At 59.8% G+C, this 15,332-nt stretch carries 15 protein-coding genes and 1 pseudogene; 10 read left to right on the forward strand and 6 right to left on the reverse strand.

Annotated features, from left to right (window positions below):
• Positions 1 to 23: 23 nt before the first annotated feature.
• Positions 24 to 1,040 (reverse strand): DUF6279 family lipoprotein, encoded by a 1,017-nt coding sequence (locus LQ564_RS15905; RefSeq protein ID WP_231059090.1) that lies wholly within the window; start codon positions 1,038 to 1,040, stop codon positions 24 to 26.
• Between LQ564_RS15905 and glmU the strand changes: the two genes are divergently transcribed.
• Positions 942 to 2,318, forward strand: a complete 1,377-nt coding sequence (gene glmU / locus LQ564_RS15910) for a bifunctional UDP-N-acetylglucosamine diphosphorylase/glucosamine-1-phosphate N-acetyltransferase GlmU (RefSeq protein WP_231059091.1) — start codon at positions 942 to 944, stop codon at positions 2,316 to 2,318. The genes LQ564_RS15905 and glmU overlap by 99 nt on opposite strands.
• 122 nt (positions 2,319 to 2,440) lie before the next feature.
• Here the strand turns inward: glmU and LQ564_RS15915 are convergent, their stop codons facing one another.
• Positions 2,441 to 2,911: an Lrp/AsnC family transcriptional regulator gene (locus LQ564_RS15915; RefSeq protein ID WP_231059092.1), complete on the reverse strand. Its 471-nt coding sequence runs from the start codon at positions 2,909 to 2,911 to the stop codon at positions 2,441 to 2,443.
• A 157-nt stretch (positions 2,912 to 3,068) separates the two neighbouring features.
• Between LQ564_RS15915 and glmS the strand changes: the two genes are divergently transcribed.
• On the forward strand, positions 3,069 to 4,898 hold the full coding sequence (glmS, locus tag LQ564_RS15920) for a glutamine--fructose-6-phosphate transaminase (isomerizing) (protein ID WP_231059093.1): 1,830 nt from the start codon (positions 3,069 to 3,071) through the stop codon (positions 4,896 to 4,898).
• A gap of 338 nt (positions 4,899 to 5,236) precedes the next feature.
• Here the strand turns inward: glmS and LQ564_RS15925 are convergent, their stop codons facing one another.
• Positions 5,237 to 5,509 carry a hypothetical protein gene (locus LQ564_RS15925; RefSeq protein WP_231059094.1) on the reverse strand — a complete coding sequence of 91 codons (273 nt, stop codon included), beginning with the start codon at positions 5,507 to 5,509 and terminating at the stop codon, positions 5,237 to 5,239.
• A gap of 519 nt (positions 5,510 to 6,028) precedes the next feature.
• On the opposite strand from LQ564_RS15925, the gene LQ564_RS15930 reads away from it, so the two are divergent.
• The 7 genes and pseudogenes from LQ564_RS15930 (at position 6,029) to LQ564_RS15960 (ending at position 11,549) form a co-directional block, all read left to right on the forward strand.
• Positions 6,029 to 6,562, forward strand: a complete 534-nt coding sequence (locus LQ564_RS15930; RefSeq protein ID WP_231059095.1) for a carboxymuconolactone decarboxylase family protein — start codon at positions 6,029 to 6,031, stop codon at positions 6,560 to 6,562.
• A 77-nt stretch (positions 6,563 to 6,639) separates the two neighbouring features.
• A complete protein-coding gene (locus LQ564_RS15935; RefSeq protein ID WP_231059096.1) occupies positions 6,640 to 7,476 on the forward strand; it encodes an enoyl-CoA hydratase/isomerase family protein in 837 nt (278 codons plus the stop codon).
• 46 nt (positions 7,477 to 7,522) lie between these two features.
• Complete coding sequence (locus LQ564_RS15940; protein WP_231059097.1) at positions 7,523 to 8,155, forward strand: glutathione S-transferase family protein; 633 nt, start codon at positions 7,523 to 7,525, stop codon at positions 8,153 to 8,155.
• Between the two features lie 68 nt (positions 8,156 to 8,223).
• Positions 8,224 to 9,105 carry an alpha/beta fold hydrolase gene (locus LQ564_RS15945; protein WP_231059098.1) on the forward strand — a complete coding sequence of 294 codons (882 nt, stop codon included), beginning with the start codon at positions 8,224 to 8,226 and terminating at the stop codon, positions 9,103 to 9,105.
• 122 nt (positions 9,106 to 9,227) lie between these two features.
• Complete coding sequence (locus tag LQ564_RS15950) at positions 9,228 to 9,899, forward strand: peroxiredoxin-like family protein (RefSeq protein WP_231059099.1); 672 nt, start codon at positions 9,228 to 9,230, stop codon at positions 9,897 to 9,899.
• Between the two features lie 57 nt (positions 9,900 to 9,956).
• Positions 9,957 to 10,679 (forward strand): SDR family oxidoreductase, encoded by a 723-nt coding sequence (locus tag LQ564_RS15955; RefSeq protein ID WP_231059100.1) that lies wholly within the window; start codon positions 9,957 to 9,959, stop codon positions 10,677 to 10,679.
• 48 nt (positions 10,680 to 10,727) lie between these two features.
• A pseudogene (locus tag LQ564_RS15960) lies at positions 10,728 to 11,549 on the forward strand (alpha/beta fold hydrolase).
• 762 nt (positions 11,550 to 12,311) lie between these two features.
• Here the strand turns inward: LQ564_RS15960 and LQ564_RS15965 are convergent.
• A complete protein-coding gene (locus LQ564_RS15965) occupies positions 12,312 to 12,872 on the reverse strand; it encodes a carboxymuconolactone decarboxylase family protein (protein ID WP_231059101.1) in 561 nt (186 codons plus the stop codon).
• A 150-nt stretch (positions 12,873 to 13,022) separates the two neighbouring features.
• On the opposite strand from LQ564_RS15965, the gene LQ564_RS15970 reads away from it, so the two are divergent.
• Complete coding sequence (locus LQ564_RS15970) at positions 13,023 to 13,991, forward strand: LysR substrate-binding domain-containing protein (RefSeq protein WP_231059102.1); 969 nt, start codon at positions 13,023 to 13,025, stop codon at positions 13,989 to 13,991.
• Positions 13,992 to 13,998: 7 nt separating this feature from the next.
• Here the strand turns inward: LQ564_RS15970 and LQ564_RS15975 are convergent, their stop codons facing one another.
• Positions 13,999 to 14,466 carry a hypothetical protein gene (locus LQ564_RS15975; RefSeq protein WP_231059103.1) on the reverse strand — a complete coding sequence of 156 codons (468 nt, stop codon included), beginning with the start codon at positions 14,464 to 14,466 and terminating at the stop codon, positions 13,999 to 14,001.
• A complete protein-coding gene (locus LQ564_RS15980; RefSeq protein WP_231059104.1) occupies positions 14,456 to 14,845 on the reverse strand; it encodes a hypothetical protein in 390 nt (129 codons plus the stop codon). The genes LQ564_RS15975 and LQ564_RS15980 overlap by 11 nt, the downstream gene beginning before the upstream one ends.
• Positions 14,846 to 15,332: the final 487 nt, after the last annotated feature.

Below are 15,332 nucleotides of genomic sequence, written 5' to 3' on the forward strand. Positions count from 1 at the left end.
GCATGTGCCGCCTTTATTCGATGCTATCTATTGGCCGCCAGCGTCTGGAAGTCATTGATCCAGCCCTGCATGCGCTCCTGGGCGTGCTTCTTCTGCGCCGGCGTAGCGAGACGGATCGCGGTCAGGATGAACTTGGTGGTCTGGTCGACGCTGGTGTCATAAAAGGCCTTGCGCTCGGGCGACTCCATGCGGCCGAACAGCTCGCGCTGCATCGCCGTGATCTGCGCCGCGGCCTGTTCACGGTTCGGCTTTTCTTGCTGGAACTTGCGCAGCAGGGTGAGGATGCGACGCTGGCGCCAGATGCGCTCTTCCAGCCAGACGTCGTTGTCGAGCGGCCGCGCATTCATGGTGCGGCGCAGGACGTCTTCCTGCTCGCTGCTGAAGCGGCCGAACCACAGTTCGAGCTGCTCCATCGCCTTCTTGAAACGGGCGCGCTGGCGCTTTTCCACACTACCTTCAATAAATTTCTCGCGGTATTCCTTGTTTTTTGCATTGAACTTGCGCTCGATATCGGCGATCTGATCCGGTTTGATGGACAGTGCCAGCGTGGTCATCTCCGGCACCGCGCGGCTGGCCAGGCGCTCGCCGCGGACGCGGATCTCTTTATAGATATTGATCAGGTCAGCCTGGGTGGGATTGCCGGCCAGTTCGCGCTGCATGGTGCCGAGCAGGGCGGCGTAATCGCGCAGCTGGGTCTGGCGATGCCATTGGAACAATTTATCGATGTCACGCTTGGCGATGTCGGCCTGCTCGCCTTCCAGATCCGCATAGGAATCCAACCACCAATACAGTAAGGTATCGCCTTGGTTATACGTAAATTTCACTGAGCTACAAGCCGTCAGCAGAGTGAATAGTGCAACTATCCATAGCGCAACAGTGCGCCGAATCAAGGTATCTGGCGTGTTAAACTTTTTCATATTTTCAACTTTTTGAGACCGCATATGAACGTTGTGATCCTCGCCGCCGGCATGGGAAAGCGCATGCAATCCGCCTTGCCGAAAGTCCTGCATCCATTGGCGGGGAAGCCGCTGTTGCAGCACGTAATCGATACCGCGCGCAGCTTGTCTTTAAATAAATTATGCGTGATTTACGGTCACGGGGGCGCAGCGGTGCCGGAGATGGTCGCCAGGCTGGCCGAGCAGACCGGGACGCCCATCGACACCGCGAAGCAGGAGCCGCAGCTGGGCACCGGCCACGCCGTGATGCAGGCGGTGCCGCAGCTCGACGAGAGCGTGCCGACCCTGGTGCTGTACGGCGACGTGCCCCTGACCACCGCCGCCTCCCTCGGCCGCCTTGTCGAGGCTGCCGGCAAGGACAAGCTGGCGATCCTGACGGTCGAGCAGGCCAATCCCTTCGGCCTGGGCCGCATCGTGCGGGAAAACGGCAATATCGTGCGCATCGTCGAGGAAAAGGATGCCAACGAGGCCGAACGTGCGATCCGTGAGATCAATAGCGGCATCATGTGCATCCCGACGCCGCACCTGAAGAAATGGCTGGCGGCACTGTCGAACAACAATGCCCAGGGCGAGTACTACCTGACCGACATCGTGGCGCAAGCCGTGGCGGATGGCGTGCCGGTAGTGTCGGCGTCTCCGTCGGCGGAATGGGAAGTGGCCGGCGTCAACAGCAAGGTGCAGTTGGCCGAGCTCGAGCGCCGCCATCAATTGAATATTGCTACTGCCCTGCTGGAAAAAGGCGTGACTTTGATGGATCCTGCTCGCATCGACGTGCGCGGAGAATTGATCTGCGGGCGAGACGTGACGATCGACGTCGGCTGCGTGTTCGAAGGCCGGGTCGAGCTGGCGGACGGCGTGACGGTCGGGGCGCACAGTGTGCTGGTGAATGCCAGGGTCGGCGGCGGCGTCCAGATCAAGCCCTTCTGTCACATCGAAGACGCAGTGGTGGGCGACAAGTCGCAGATCGGACCGTACGCGCGCCTGCGCCCGGGCACCGAGCTGGGCGAGGACGTCCATGTGGGTAACTTCGTCGAGATCAAGAACAGCCAGGTCGCCGCGCACAGCAAGGCCAACCACCTGGCCTACGTCGGCGACGCCACGGTCGGCTCGCGCGTGAACATCGGCGCCGGCGTGATCACCTGCAATTACGACGGCGCGAATAAATTCCGCACCGTGATCGAGGACGAGGCCTTCATCGGCAGCGACAGCCAGCTGGTGGCGCCGGTGACCGTGGGTAAAGGTGCAACGCTGGGTGCGGGCACTACGCTGACCAAGAACGCGCCGGCCGGCAAGCTCACCATCTCGCGTCCCAAGCAATTGACCATCGAAGGCTGGAGCCGCCCGGTGAAGGTGAAGAAGTAATCCACCGGATGCCAACAGCTTGGTAACAGCTTAAGAACAGGAAAAACACAGGGTAATCACATGCTTATCCTGTGCTTGTCCGGATGGTCTTCCACAAAGTTATCCACACGTTCGGCAAGCGTTCACAGGGCGATGCGCGTATCGAATTTGCTGCGGTGGGTCGAAAAATAGGCTTTCACGTTGCGCACGTTCGCATGCGCCGTGAACAGGCGGTGGGCGAGTTCGTGATAGGCCGGCATGTCCGCCACCTGCACCACCAGCACGAAATCCGGGCCCGGCGCCACCCGGTAGCACTGCAGCACGGCGCCCTCGCCCGCCGCCAGGGTTTCGAACTCGGCCATGCGCTCGGCCGCCTGCACGTCCAGCGTGATCTCGACGATGGCCGTCAGCCGCGCGTCGATCTTCTCCGGCGCGACGATTGCCACCTGGCGCTCGATGACGCCGCCGTCCGTCAGCTGTTTCACCCGGCGCAAACAGGTGGGCGGTGACACGTGTACGAGTTCAGCCAATTCGGCGTTCGTATGCGATGCATCAGTCTGCAGCGCGTTCAGGATGCGACGATCCAGATCGTCGATGGGGTAACGTTCTGACATGATGAAATAAATTAAAAACAATTTGACGTATTTGAAATTATATTTCATCGTGCTTTGAAGATGAAATATTATTTCAAAATTACTAGGAAACTGAAAGCTTATTTCATCCTAGTTGCTCTACGATAGTTTGTATTGCTAACCATTAAAGAGGTCTACCATGTGCGGTATCGTCGGAGCAGTCGCCAAGCGCGTCATCACGCCTGTCCTGATCGAGGGCTTGAAACGTCTCGAATACCGGGGCTATGACTCCTGCGGCGTCGCGGTCCACCTCGATGGCAAGCTGACCCGTTCGCGCAGCACCTCGCGCGTCGCCGAACTCGAATCGCAGGTGCGCGAAGCCCATCTGGATGGCTTCACCGGCATCGCCCACACCCGCTGGGCCACCCACGGCGCCCCGGCTTCGCACAATGCACACCCGCACTTTTCGCCGAACGAAGACAATGCCCGCATCGCACTTGTCCACAACGGCATCATCGAAAACCACGACGAGCTGCGCGCCGAACTGAAGGGCCTCGGCTACGAATTCACCAGCCAGACCGACACCGAAGTCATCGCCCACCTGGTCGACCACATGTACAACGGTGACCTGTTCGACACCGTCCAGCAAGCCGTCAAGCGCCTGCACGGCGCCTACGCGATCGCCGTCTTCGCCCGCGAGGAACCGCACCGCGTCGTCGCCGCACGCCAGGGCTCGCCGCTGATCGTCGGCGTCGGCGAAAACGAAAACTTCGTGGCCTCGGACGCGATGGCGCTGGCCGGCACCACCAACCAGATCATTTACCTGGAAGAAGGCGACGTGGTCGACCTGCAGCTGGCGCGCTACTGGATCGTCGATGTTGACGGCCGTCCGGTCGAGCGTGAAGTGAAGACGGTGCACGCCCACACCGGCGCGGCCGAGCTCGGTCCATACCGTCACTACATGCAGAAAGAGATCTTCGAGCAGCCGCGCGTGATCGGCGATACTCTCGAGGGCGTGACCGGCATCATGCCGGAACTGTTCGGCGACGGCGCCTACGGCGTGTTCAAGGAAATCGACCGCGTGCTGATCCTGGCCTGCGGCACCAGCTACTACGCCGGCCTGACCGCGAAGTACTGGATCGAATGCATCGCCAAGGTCCCGGTCAACGTCGAGATCGCCAGCGAATACCGCTACCGCGACAGCGTGCCGCACCCGCAGACCCTGGTCGTGACGATCTCGCAATCCGGCGAAACCGCCGACACCCTGGCCGCCCTGAAACATGCGCGTAGCCTGGGCATGCCGCATACGCTCACCATCTGCAACGTCTCGACCAGCGCCATGGTGCGCGAGTGCAAGCTCGCCTACATCACCCGCGCCGGCGTCGAAGTCGGCGTGGCCTCGACCAAGGCGTTCACGACCCAGCTGGCCGCGCTGTTCCTGCTAACCCTGACCCTGGCGCAAGTGAACGGCCGCCTGACCGAGGAAGAGGAAGCCGAGCACCTCAAGATGATGCGTCACCTGCCGGTGGCCCTCTCCTCGGTGCTGGCGCTGGAACCGCAGATCATCGCTTGGGCGGAAGAGTTCGCACGCAAGGAAAACGCCCTGTTCCTCGGCCGCGGCATGCACTACCCGATCGCCCTCGAAGGCGCGCTGAAGCTCAAGGAAATTTCGTACATCCACGCCGAAGCCTATCCGGCGGGTGAGCTGAAGCACGGTCCGCTGGCGCTGGTGACCGAAGAGATGCCGGTCGTCACGATCGCGCCGAACGATGCGCTGCTGGAAAAGCTGAAGTCGAACATGCAGGAAGTCCGTGCCCGCGGCGGCCAGCTCTACGTCTTCGCCGACGTCGATTCGCGCATCACCTCGGGCGACGGCCTGCACGTGATCCGCTTGCCGGAACACTATGGCGAGCTGTCGCCGATCCTGCACGTGGCGGCGCTGCAGCTGCTGGCTTACCACACGGCGCTGGCCCGTGGGACCGATGTGGACAAGCCGCGCAACCTGGCGAAATCGGTGACGGTGGAATGAGGAGCGCACGGCCCGGGTTGTTTGTTGTCGCGAACTAATAAAGTTTGATATTAGCCTCGGTGACAGGTGCTGAGGCTCTTTTTTGCAAGCCACTGTGAGCGCGACTTTGTCGATGGTCGAAGCTGTAAATTAAGAACGCGAATAAAACCTGTTGTTCGTCTGAGAAAACAGCACCGTACACTGGGGCATACTGACTGTCCGCTTTCCGGCCCTAATGGACTATGAACAGCGGACTTCTGAACTGTGGCTGGTGTTGTCAGTAGCTGATGTGATGAGCCGCCTCTGCTTTTCTCGACGGTGTTTGACACGCTACCAGTTTGCAAATGTGGTGGGCGTTCTCATTTCTTGACCGCGTTGTAGGCGTGTATGTAGAGGTGGAAGACCTTCACTAGCGTCTCGTTGTGGACGGTTTTCACGAATTCCAGCACGTCCAGTTCATCCAATACACACTTTGTCTTCTTCCCATTCGGGTACATGAAGTACTCGACGTTTCGCATGAGTAGATGGTAGCGGTCGTTCACGAAATCCGCATGTTTCAGGACGCGAGGGAAGTACTTGTGTTTCGCTTGGTTCACTAGACCAGCCAGGATCTTGAAGTTCGTGTCTTCCATGAATGCATCCAGCTCAGCATGTAGTTCGTGCGCTTGGGGGAACTTGTTCCGAGCTTTGTGTAACAGCTTTTGGTTCCATTTCAGTTAGTCGTCATCCGGGTCATCTGTTAGGCCGCCCATCATTATGTGAAGGGCAAATGGGAATGCGTCACAAGCTGCATCAATGTGCTGCAGGAACGCGAGAATTGCCGACTCGATGCGAATGCGTGTTTGGTGGTCAAGCATAAGGGCGACCTCCTCGAGTTTTCTTCGAGTCGTGTTGCGCTTGATCTGCCGATAATACTCATGTGAGTACTCTTGGCGCATCGCAAGCCAGTGAATCGCCTCTTTCAGGTGGTGCGTGAAACTCGCCGGCTACTGGTTGGCCTGATCGGACACCGGCTCCACGCTGCTTCGGACGAGCTCTACGCTGCGAGGAATAAACCTTATGCCTTCCAGCTTGCTACTCTGAAAAGCCCAAAAACTTCATAGTTCGTCCTGTCGCAACACTTCAACGACAGCAACCACAAAGGACGAATCATGAAAACCTTCACCATCCCGACCGCCTCCACTGTCTCCCCTGCCAACCAGGCTATCTTCGAAAAACTTCAAAAGGGCTTGGGCATGGTGCCCAACCTGTACGCCACTTTGGCGCACTCCGAGCACGCGCTCGGTAACTACCTGACCCTACAGAACGGCAAGAGCTCGCTGAACGCAAAAGAGCGCGAGGTCATCAACCTGGTGGTCAGCCAGGTTAACGAATGCGCATACTGCCTCGCTGCCCACACCGCACTGGGCGGTATGGTTGGCTTCACCCCAGACCAGATCATCGCGATTCGCAAGGGCGGCGCGCCCTTCGATGCCAAGCTCGACGCCCTCGCCCGTCTGGTCAAGAGCGCCACTGAAGGTCGCGGCCACGCCGAACCGGCCCTCGTCGATGCGTTCTTGGCTGCAGGTTATACGGAAGGCCAGCTGGTCGATACGGTGATGGTCATCGGTGACAAGATCATCACGAACTACCTGCATGCCCTGACCCAGGTCCCGGTCGACTTCCCTGCCGCGCCGGCCCTGTAAGGCATAGCTACGATCCGTCTGCGCACGACGGGCGGATCGACCATGACATCCAAACCAGACATCGAGAGGGCACACCCATGAACACCTTGCGAACCCTGAGCGCCGCCCTTGCCGTTGCCAGCATGACCAGCCTGGCCCACGCCGCCGATCCGGCCTACTTCACCCAGACCGAAAACATGCGCATGACTCGCGACGCCAACGGCGTACTGCTGGTCGAGATGAATACGAACGGCGGCCCGTTCAAATTCAGTGCCAAGGCACACGAAGCATTCGTCGACGCCTTCTATCACATCAGCCGCGACCGCGATAACAAGATCGTGATCCTGACTGGCAAAGGTGGGCAATGGATGGGCGATATCGACTTCGCCTCCTTCGGCGACGTAAGCGACCCTGACGTGTGGTCCAAGGTGCATGACGAAGGCACCCAAATCGTCGAGAACATCGCCAATATCCGCGTGCCGATGATCTGTGCGGTCGAGGGCAAGGCCTGGGTGCACACCGAATACTGCGCACTGGCTAACGTAATCGTGGCCGGCGCAGGCGCCAGCTTCAACGATGCGCCGCACTTCGCTGGTGGCATCGTGCCAGGAGATGGCATCTTCACGACTTGGTCCTATTGCATGGGACCGACCCGCGCTGAAGCCCTGCTGTTCGACCCGAAGCCGTTCACGGCGGCGCAGGCCAAGGGATATGGCTTGGTGTCAGAAGTCGTGCCCGATGGCCAGGCCATTGCCAAAGCCCGGGAAATCGCTGCCCGCTACCTGACCAAGCCGGAAGTCACCCGTCGCAATACACGCACTTACTTCGTCCAGCCGATCAAGCTCGCCCTGGTCCAGCAGACCGGTTATGGGCTGAGCCTCGAAGGCGCGAGCGCAGCTGACCTGGTCAAGTCGATGAAAGCCGCCAAACAGTAAGCAATAGACCGGCACGCCGGCCTCATCTTCCTCGAAAGGAAACGCCATGTACCAGCTTCACGCCTTCGCTACGCCCAACAGCATCAAGCCCATCATCGCCTTGGAAGAGCTGGGTCTTGACTACGAGCTTCACACGGTGAACGTGCGCAAGGGCGAACAACAATCGTCGCAGTTTGTCGAGCTCAATCCAAATGCCAAGGTGCCTGTGCTGACGGTAGGCGATGCCGTCCACACGATGTCGCTGACGGAATCAGCCGCCATTCTGGTTTATCTGGCGGAACGGCATGGCGCCCTGCTGCCGGCCTCTGGCGTAGCCCGCGCCCGTGTTTTCGAGCAACTGTTCTTCCACGCGTCCGCCATCAGTCCCGCGTTCGGACAGGCTGGTTATTTCCAGAAGCTTGCTCCCGAAGTCCTGCCGCACGCCATCCAGCGTTTCCATGGCGAAGCCCTGCGTACCCTGGCGCTGCTCGACGGCACGCTGGCCAAGCGCCAATTCGTTGCCGGTGATGCCTATTCGATCGCCGACATCGCCCACTTCGGCTGGATCTGGCGGCGTGCCTTCGCGGGCGTCGATCTCGACGGTAGCCCGAACGTGGCGCGCTGGTTCGAGGCCATGTCGCAGCGCCCGGCGGCGCAGCGCGCCATCGCACGCGTCGAAGCCCTGGTGCCTGCCACCTGAAAACGCGCAGCGTCGAATGCACTTACGCACGCACGAATACGTCATCAACTCATTTCAAGGAGGACACCATGGACATTGATACCCAATCCCGCCGCTCCGCCATCCGTACCATCGCCGCAGATGGCGTTGATGTGTTTTATCGTGAAGCCGGCCCTGCCGACGCACCGGTCCTGCTGCTACTGCATGGCTTTCCCTCATCGTCGCACATGTTCCGCGACCTGATGCCGCTGCTGGCGGAGCGCTATCGCGTGATCGCACCAGACCTGCCGGGCTTCGGTTTCACCGTGGTACCGCCGGAACGCGACTACGTGTACACCTTCGACAATCTGGCCAGGACCATGGAGGCATTCGTCGATGCCCTCGGCCTGCAAAAATACGCCTTGTATGTGTTCGACTACGGCGCACCGACCGGCTTGCGTCTTGCCGCAGCCCATCCTGAGCGCGTGACGGCACTGGTTACACAGAACGGCAATGCCTACCTGGAGGGCCTGGGCGACGCCTGGGCGCCGATCAAAAGGTACTGGAACGATGCCAGCCTCGAGAACCGCAATGCCCTGCGCGAAGCGCTGACGCTGGAAGGAACGAAATGGCAGTACGTGCACGGCGTCGCCGATCCCGCCAGCGTGGCGCCGGAGGCGTATTACCTCGACGCGGCACTGATGCAACGCCCCGGCAACGAGGACATCCAGCTCGACCTGTTCCTCGACTACGCCAACAACCTGGCGCTGTATCCGGTATTCCAGCAATTCTTCCGTTCGACGCAGCTGCCCACCCTTGTCATCTGGGGCAAGAACGACCCCTTTTTCATTCCCCCGGGCGCAGAAGCATTCCGGCGCGACAACTCGAACGTCGAGGTCCAGTTGCTCGACACCGGCCACTTCGCCCTCGAAACCCATGTCGACGTGATCGCCGCCGCGATTGATCGCCTGCTCGCGCGCGCCGTGCGCTAAGCCGTTGACCATTCCCTGCCGGCATACAAGCTATGCCGGCCAGCCTGCTACCGCCGGCCTACTTGGACCGGCACTATGCGTCTTATCGAAACACCTCACAACCACAGACAGGAGTACATATCATGACGCTGCAAGCCAAACTCGACGCATTCAAAGCCGACTTCAAAGGCGGCAAGGCCCCTTACTTCGCCCCACCGGAAATCCACCCGATCATGGAACGCGCTACTGCGGAACTGGTTGCCTCCGGCCAGGCCGGCCGCGCGCTCAAGGCGGGCGACCGCGCGCCGGTCTTCACCCTGAACGACCCCGAAGGCAAGCCGGTGTCCTCGACCGAGCTGCTGGCCAAGGGCCCGCTCGTCATCAGCTTCTACCGCGGCGTCTGGTGCCCGTACTGCAACTTCGAGCTGCAGGCCCTGCAGGAAACCCTGTCGCAGTTCCAGTCTCTTGGCGCCAACCTGGTCGCGATTTCGCCGCAGACCGCCGCCAACAGCCGCAAGTCGCAGCGCCAGAACAAGCTGGACTTCCCGATCCTGAGCGACACCCACAACGATGTCGCGGCCGCCTTTGGCCTGCGCTTCGCGCTGCCGGACTACCTGATCGAGCTGTACAAGAACCTGAAGAACGACCTGCCGGCCTTCAACGACGACCCTGCCTGGACCCTGCCGATGCCGGCACGCTACGTCATCGGCCAGGACGGCGTCATCGCCTACGCTGAGGTCAATCCCGACTACACCCGCCGCCCGGAACCGGACAGCATGCTGCCGGTCCTGCAGAACCTGCTGGCGACCGCCTGATCCATCCACGAACCCTGCGCGGCCGCTTCGATGCCGACCGCCTTTCAGGAGACTCACATGAGCAAACGAACCTTCCTCGTCACAGGTGCTAGCCAGGGCATCGGCCTTGCAGTCTCGGGGCGCTTGGCCCGCGCAGGACATCACGTCGTCGGCCTCGCGCGCCATACGGATCGGCCAGACTTTCCCGGCACGCTGGTAGCCATTGATCTGGCGGATCGCGCAGCCACCGCCGCCACGCTGGAGCGACTCGCTTCACAGTACCGTTTCGACGGCGTAGTGAATAATGTTGGATTGGTCCGGCCCCAAGGGCTCGGTAACATTAGCCTGGACGACATGGATGCCGTTCTCGACCTGAATGTGCGTCCGGCGGTGCAAACAGCACAGGCCATCCTGCCGCACATGAGATCGCAAGGCTGGGGACGTATCGTTAATATCGCCAGCCTGACTGTCCTTGGCACGCCCGAGCGTACAGCCTATGCCGGCGCAAAAGCGGCCCTCATCACCTTCGCGCGGACCTGGGCGCTGGAACTCGCGACGACAGGTATCACCGTTAACGCGGTCGCGCCCGGTCCCACCGAAACCGAGCTGTTCCGCAGGAACAATCCAGAGGGCAGTGAGGGTGAGCGTCGCTACCTAAATGCGGTGCCGATGGGACGCTTTGGTCAACCGGACGAGATCGCCGCGGTCGTGGCCTTCCTTCTGAGTGAAGACGCGGGTTTCGTAACTGGCCAGACGCTCTTCGTCGATGGTGGCGCGTCGGTAGGCAAGGCAATGATCTGATTTTCTCTGACCATGAAAACTATTTAATCGACAACGCCGGTAAATGGCCTGGACGTGTTCTACCGCGAGGCAGGTCCGGAGGATGGTCCGGTGATACTGTTACTCCATGGTTTTCCGTCGTCGTCGCGCATGTACGAGCCCTTTCTCCAACGGCTGTCCGACAAGTACCGGCTCATCGCGCCCGACCCTTCCGGATTCGGCCCCTCCAGCGCGCCCGATCCGGTTCAGTTTCACTATACCTTCGAGCACTTGGCCGATGTAATCAAGGGCTTCGTCCGCCAGTTGAACCGGCGCCGCTATGTCCTGTTCATACAGGATTACGGCGGGCCGGTCGGTATGCGGCTTGCGCAGGCAATGCCGGAACCAATTGCGGGGCTGGTGATGCAGAATGCGGTCGCGCATGAAGAAGGGCTGGGGCCGCTTTGGGAAACCCGGCGAGCTTTCTGGCGCGACCGGGCGGCCCACGAGAGCGCATTACGCGCCAACTTCTTTTCGCCTGAGGCGACGCGGCTGCGCCATGTCGGCAAGAGCCCGCATCCCGAATACTATGACCCTGACCTTTGGACCGATGAGCTGGCGTTTTTAGCTCGACCTGTCCAGTACGAGTCCCAAACCGAGCTGTTCTACGATTACCAATCGAACGTCGCCTCCTATCCGACTTGGCAGTCCTGGCTGCGTGAGCACACACCGCGGACCCTGGTCGTCTGAGGGCGCCATGACCCCTCGTTCGAGGTGGCCGCGGCGCATGTATGTGCCCGAGACGTTCCGGATGCAGGGGTGCATTTACTGGACGCCGGCCATTTTGCCCTGAATGAATCCGCTGACGAAATTGCCCAATTGAACCGTTCATTCATGGAGCGGCTCTACTGAGCGTCTGCCCGTGTAAACAACAGAGGAACGACAAGATGCCAACCTGGTTCGGCTGGACGACAAAGGCTTCGTGTTGGCCGGTCGCGACGCGGACGCCGCTTCGCCCTATGCGACTTCCTGCCCCGGCGTGTTCGCCGCCGGCGACGGGCTCGATTGTGGTACAGCCGCGCAGGCAGGTCCGGATTTGATCAAATCTCCCGGAATGTCGTTCCCTTCGGTGCGCATCCGTGTTAGCGGAGCCAGAACCACACGATGTGAAAGCTGGAAATGGTTCATCGAAAAACTCGAGAATAATTTGGATACCATGACAATGCTCTTTCGAGAATGAAAATGTTGATGTTGGCCGCCGTCGCCTCTAAGATGAAATGTCTAGTGGGACCAAATTCTCGTGCAGATGGCCAGACCTTTGTCTGTTGAATTCCGCCTGGAAAGCGAAACCATGTCGTCGGTGATGTGGCCAAGATATCGCGTGATACCGTACCCGGGCTTTACCTTCGGGTTCGCCTCCTGGATGTAGGCTACGTCGTGTCATGACCCGGTGTTCATGCAGTTTGAACGGTGGCGAAAAAGACAGCACAAGCGGTCGCGGCTACGCTCACAACTGCGTATGCGATGACAGCATGCGCTTGTCTTTGCCCGATAGCGTTCACAGGAGTAGAGGTGAATGTCGTTGGGCTAATCACGGTTCCAAGAAGACGCATGCTGTTACCGGTCGAATTTGATTGTTGAAGAAAGACGGGCCCAGGGCCCACCGTGTTGCGTTCAGTTTTGAGTGGGATTGGTCCACTCGTTACCGGCCATGAACTTGTCCAGCTGGGTGTCCACCAAGTGGTTTGTGTAGTTGCTCATCACCTTGGTGGCCACGCCCAGCACTACCTCTAGTACATTGCGGCGAGTGTAGCCAGCCACCAGGAAGACCTCGACATCGGCTTCTGGTACGAAGCCGCGCTCGCGTACGACCAAGGTAGTGAAGCGGTGGAGGGCTTCCAGCTTGGCATCCGGCAGCGGGGTACCCTCACGCAGAGCGGCGATTACCCCAGCATCCATCTTGATCATCTTGGCCAGCGTAGTGTGGCCTGCCATGCAGTAGTGGCAGTTGTGCTCGAAGTTCGCGGTCAGGTAGACGACTTGCTGCTCGTGAGGCGTAAGGCTGCTCTTGGCGAAAAAATCCCACAACGCTGTATAGCCAGCAAGGAGTTCAGGCGATTCGGCCATGTTCGCTTGCAAGTTCGGCACAAAGCCAAAGGCCTTCTTGACCTCACCGAGGATCGGCTTCGAGGCCTCGGGTGCGTTGTCTTGAGTGTAGACGGTGAATTTGCTCATGATCATTCTCCTATTGGTTCGGTGGTTGTTTCGTTTTGGTAGGTGAATCATCGTCGACCACGGACTGCCGGAGTAGACAGCAGGCGCGCATATAATTCATTCCTACGCGGAATACTCCACTGCGTAGCAAGCGATGATGAAAGGAATAGAATGGATCGGCTTACTTTGATGGAGACCTTCGTATGCACTGTCGAGACTGGATCGTTTTCAGCTGCAGCACGTCGTCTCAACGTCGGTCAGCCGGCCGTCTCTAAAGCAATTGCGCAGCTGGAGGAGCGGCTGCTAACTCGTCTGCTGCTGCGCTCCACCCGCGGCCTTACCACAACTGAAGCCGGGCTTGCCTATTACGAGTCTGCTAAACGTGCGATTGCCATGGTGGACGAGGCAGATGGCGCGGCCCGTGGCGTTAGCGCCGACTTAGTAGGCAAGTTGCGAGTATGCGCTGCAGTGACTTTCGCGCGTCTGCACCTTATCCCCCATATCAAGCGGTTCATGGACCGCCATCCGGCGCTGGAAGTCGAAGTCATGCTGGATGACCGTCAGATCGACCTTCTCGAGAACGGTGTTGATGTTGCGCTGCGAATGGGTAACTTAGGCGATTCTTCAATGACAGCGCGCCGAATCACGACAGGGCGCCGCATGGTTGTAGCCACCCCGGGCTATCTTGCTGAACGCGGCGTGCCACAAATTCCGGCTGACTTGGCGCAGCACGAAGCGGTGGTCTACCTGCAGGATTCCGGTGGCGCGACGACATGGTCGTTCGGACGTGATAACGCCGAGGTTTCGGTAACCGTGAATGGAAGTCTGAGTGTAAACGCTGCGGAAGGCGTACGCGCGGCTGTTTGCGCTGGTGTCGGGATAGCGATCGCGTCAGAGTGGATGTTTGCGCCTGAACTAGCAAACGGTGAGGTAGAGCAACTGCTTCCCGAATGGTCATTGCCGACGATTGATTTATGGGCAGTCTATCCGTCTGGGCGTTTAGCAAGCGCTAAAGCGCGTGCGTTCACAGCTTTTGTGCGAGAAATCATAATTGGGGAGGCCACCACCGAAGAGAGACTGCAAGAAGGGGTTAGCGGTGACGAGCGGACAGCTAGCTCAGAAGTTACTCTGAGGCGTTGAGGTTGTGTCAAACTTTGTTAGTGCAAGAATTTTCCAACCAGTTGTCAAACCAGCTCTTGCGAACGCGCGCAAGAAGGCGCGCCACAGGTGTTCCTCGTCGCCGGAGCCGGTCATCTGGGCAAGGCGGCCGATCGAGGAATGCCCCTGGTCGATCAGTTCCTGCGCCGCTTGAACCCGTAGTTTTTCGATGGCCTTGGCCGGCGAAGCTGGCGCGCGACATCGCCGCCGCCTGCGCCAGTTCGGCCAGACGCCAGGCGCGGCCCGGCGCGCCGTGCATCAGCCGCAGCGTCGGGGCCAGGCGCGCATTATTGGCGGCGCGCAGCAGGCCATGCCCCAGCGTGTCGCGGTCCGCAAGCCAGGCGCGCAGGATGCCGATAAACATCAGGTGAGTGAGCTGGACGCCTGCCTGCTCCCAGCCGGGCAGCGCCGCATCGCGTTCCTGCACCAGGCGCTCAAGCACCAGGTCAACCGCCACCAGCTTGAGCTCCCGGCCCGGGTGCGGCAAAGCCCGGCGCGGCGGTGTCGAGGATCCACAGCCGGCCGCGGCCGTCGGCGACCACGCTCTGCACGCTGATCAGGCCCTTGGCCGGGTCGGCGTTTTCCTGGTTGAAGGCGGCGCTCGGGTAGGCAACGGTCTTGCCGTCGCGGACTTCGGCCACGGTGTAGTCGACCTGGTCGCCCCATTTCGGGAAATTAATGAAGATGCGGCCGGTTTCGGTCACGGTGACGCCGGTGGGCATGGCGCCGTGGAATGCGGCGACGCGCTCGATCTTGCCGACGGTGGCCGTGGCCGCCTGTGCAGCGCTGGCGAGCAGGGTGCCGGCCACCATGGCGGAAATCATCAATCGTTTCATGTCATGCGCTTTCAAGATGTAAGAGCATCCATGATAGGCAAGATGTGATGTGGGAAAAGCAGGAGCCGCGCAGTAGCACTTTCACTCCCATAGTGAAAATGCTGTGGCCCCTTGGGAAGCTAACCGGCATCCAGCCATGCGGGCTTATCGGCTTCTCCGCCACGCTCCTGTCATTGACCTTAAAGGCTACCACTCGGAAACTTTTTAGCGATTCATCGATTTCCTCGGGACGAGCGCACTGCCTTCTTTTTTCCTGCTGGCTGGTCGAAAAAGGGCTTATTTCCGGCAAGTTTTGGTCGATGAGAATTATTACAAAAGGCAACTAAATTGCGTAAGTGAAGGCATCTTGGGTCTATCTTTTCTCAACTTCTTGCTGTGCTCAGTTGGGAATTCGATTGACTTCGCTATCGAACAAACTTATCGTCATTTCATCGTTGAGCAGGCCGAACGCTTGCCTCACTTGCTTTTTCTCGCGTGGGTAGCGACA

The sequence above is a fragment of the Massilia phyllostachyos genome, from assembly GCF_021044825.1.
Taxonomy (GTDB): domain Bacteria; phylum Pseudomonadota; class Gammaproteobacteria; order Burkholderiales; family Burkholderiaceae_D; genus Telluria; species Telluria phyllostachyos.

What these genes read in the sequence shown, in the direction of transcription:
- LQ564_RS15915 (WP_231059092.1), bottom strand. Translation starts at nt 2,911, where the DNA reads ATGTCAGAACGTTACCCCATCGACGATCTGGATCGTCGCATCCTGAAC.
- LQ564_RS15935 (WP_231059096.1), top strand. Translation starts at nt 6,640, where the DNA reads ATGAACACCTTGCGAACCCTGAGCGCCGCCCTTGCCGTTGCCAGCATG.
- glmS (WP_231059093.1), top strand. Translation starts at nt 3,069, where the DNA reads ATGTGCGGTATCGTCGGAGCAGTCGCCAAGCGCGTCATCACGCCTGTC.
- glmU (WP_231059091.1), top strand. Translation starts at nt 942, where the DNA reads ATGAACGTTGTGATCCTCGCCGCCGGCATGGGAAAGCGCATGCAATCC.
- LQ564_RS15970 (WP_231059102.1), top strand. Translation starts at nt 13,023, where the DNA reads ATGGATCGGCTTACTTTGATGGAGACCTTCGTATGCACTGTCGAGACT.
- LQ564_RS15955 (WP_231059100.1), top strand. Translation starts at nt 9,957, where the DNA reads ATGAGCAAACGAACCTTCCTCGTCACAGGTGCTAGCCAGGGCATCGGC.
- LQ564_RS15925 (WP_231059094.1), bottom strand. Translation starts at nt 5,509, where the DNA reads ATGGAAGACACGAACTTCAAGATCCTGGCTGGTCTAGTGAACCAAGCG.
- LQ564_RS15930 (WP_231059095.1), top strand. Translation starts at nt 6,029, where the DNA reads ATGAAAACCTTCACCATCCCGACCGCCTCCACTGTCTCCCCTGCCAAC.
- LQ564_RS15940 (WP_231059097.1), top strand. Translation starts at nt 7,523, where the DNA reads ATGTACCAGCTTCACGCCTTCGCTACGCCCAACAGCATCAAGCCCATC.
- LQ564_RS15950 (WP_231059099.1), top strand. Translation starts at nt 9,228, where the DNA reads ATGACGCTGCAAGCCAAACTCGACGCATTCAAAGCCGACTTCAAAGGC.
- LQ564_RS15980 (WP_231059104.1), bottom strand. Translation starts at nt 14,845, where the DNA reads ATGAAACGATTGATGATTTCCGCCATGGTGGCCGGCACCCTGCTCGCC.
- LQ564_RS15945 (WP_231059098.1), top strand. Translation starts at nt 8,224, where the DNA reads ATGGACATTGATACCCAATCCCGCCGCTCCGCCATCCGTACCATCGCC.
- LQ564_RS15965 (WP_231059101.1), bottom strand. Translation starts at nt 12,872, where the DNA reads ATGAGCAAATTCACCGTCTACACTCAAGACAACGCACCCGAGGCCTCG.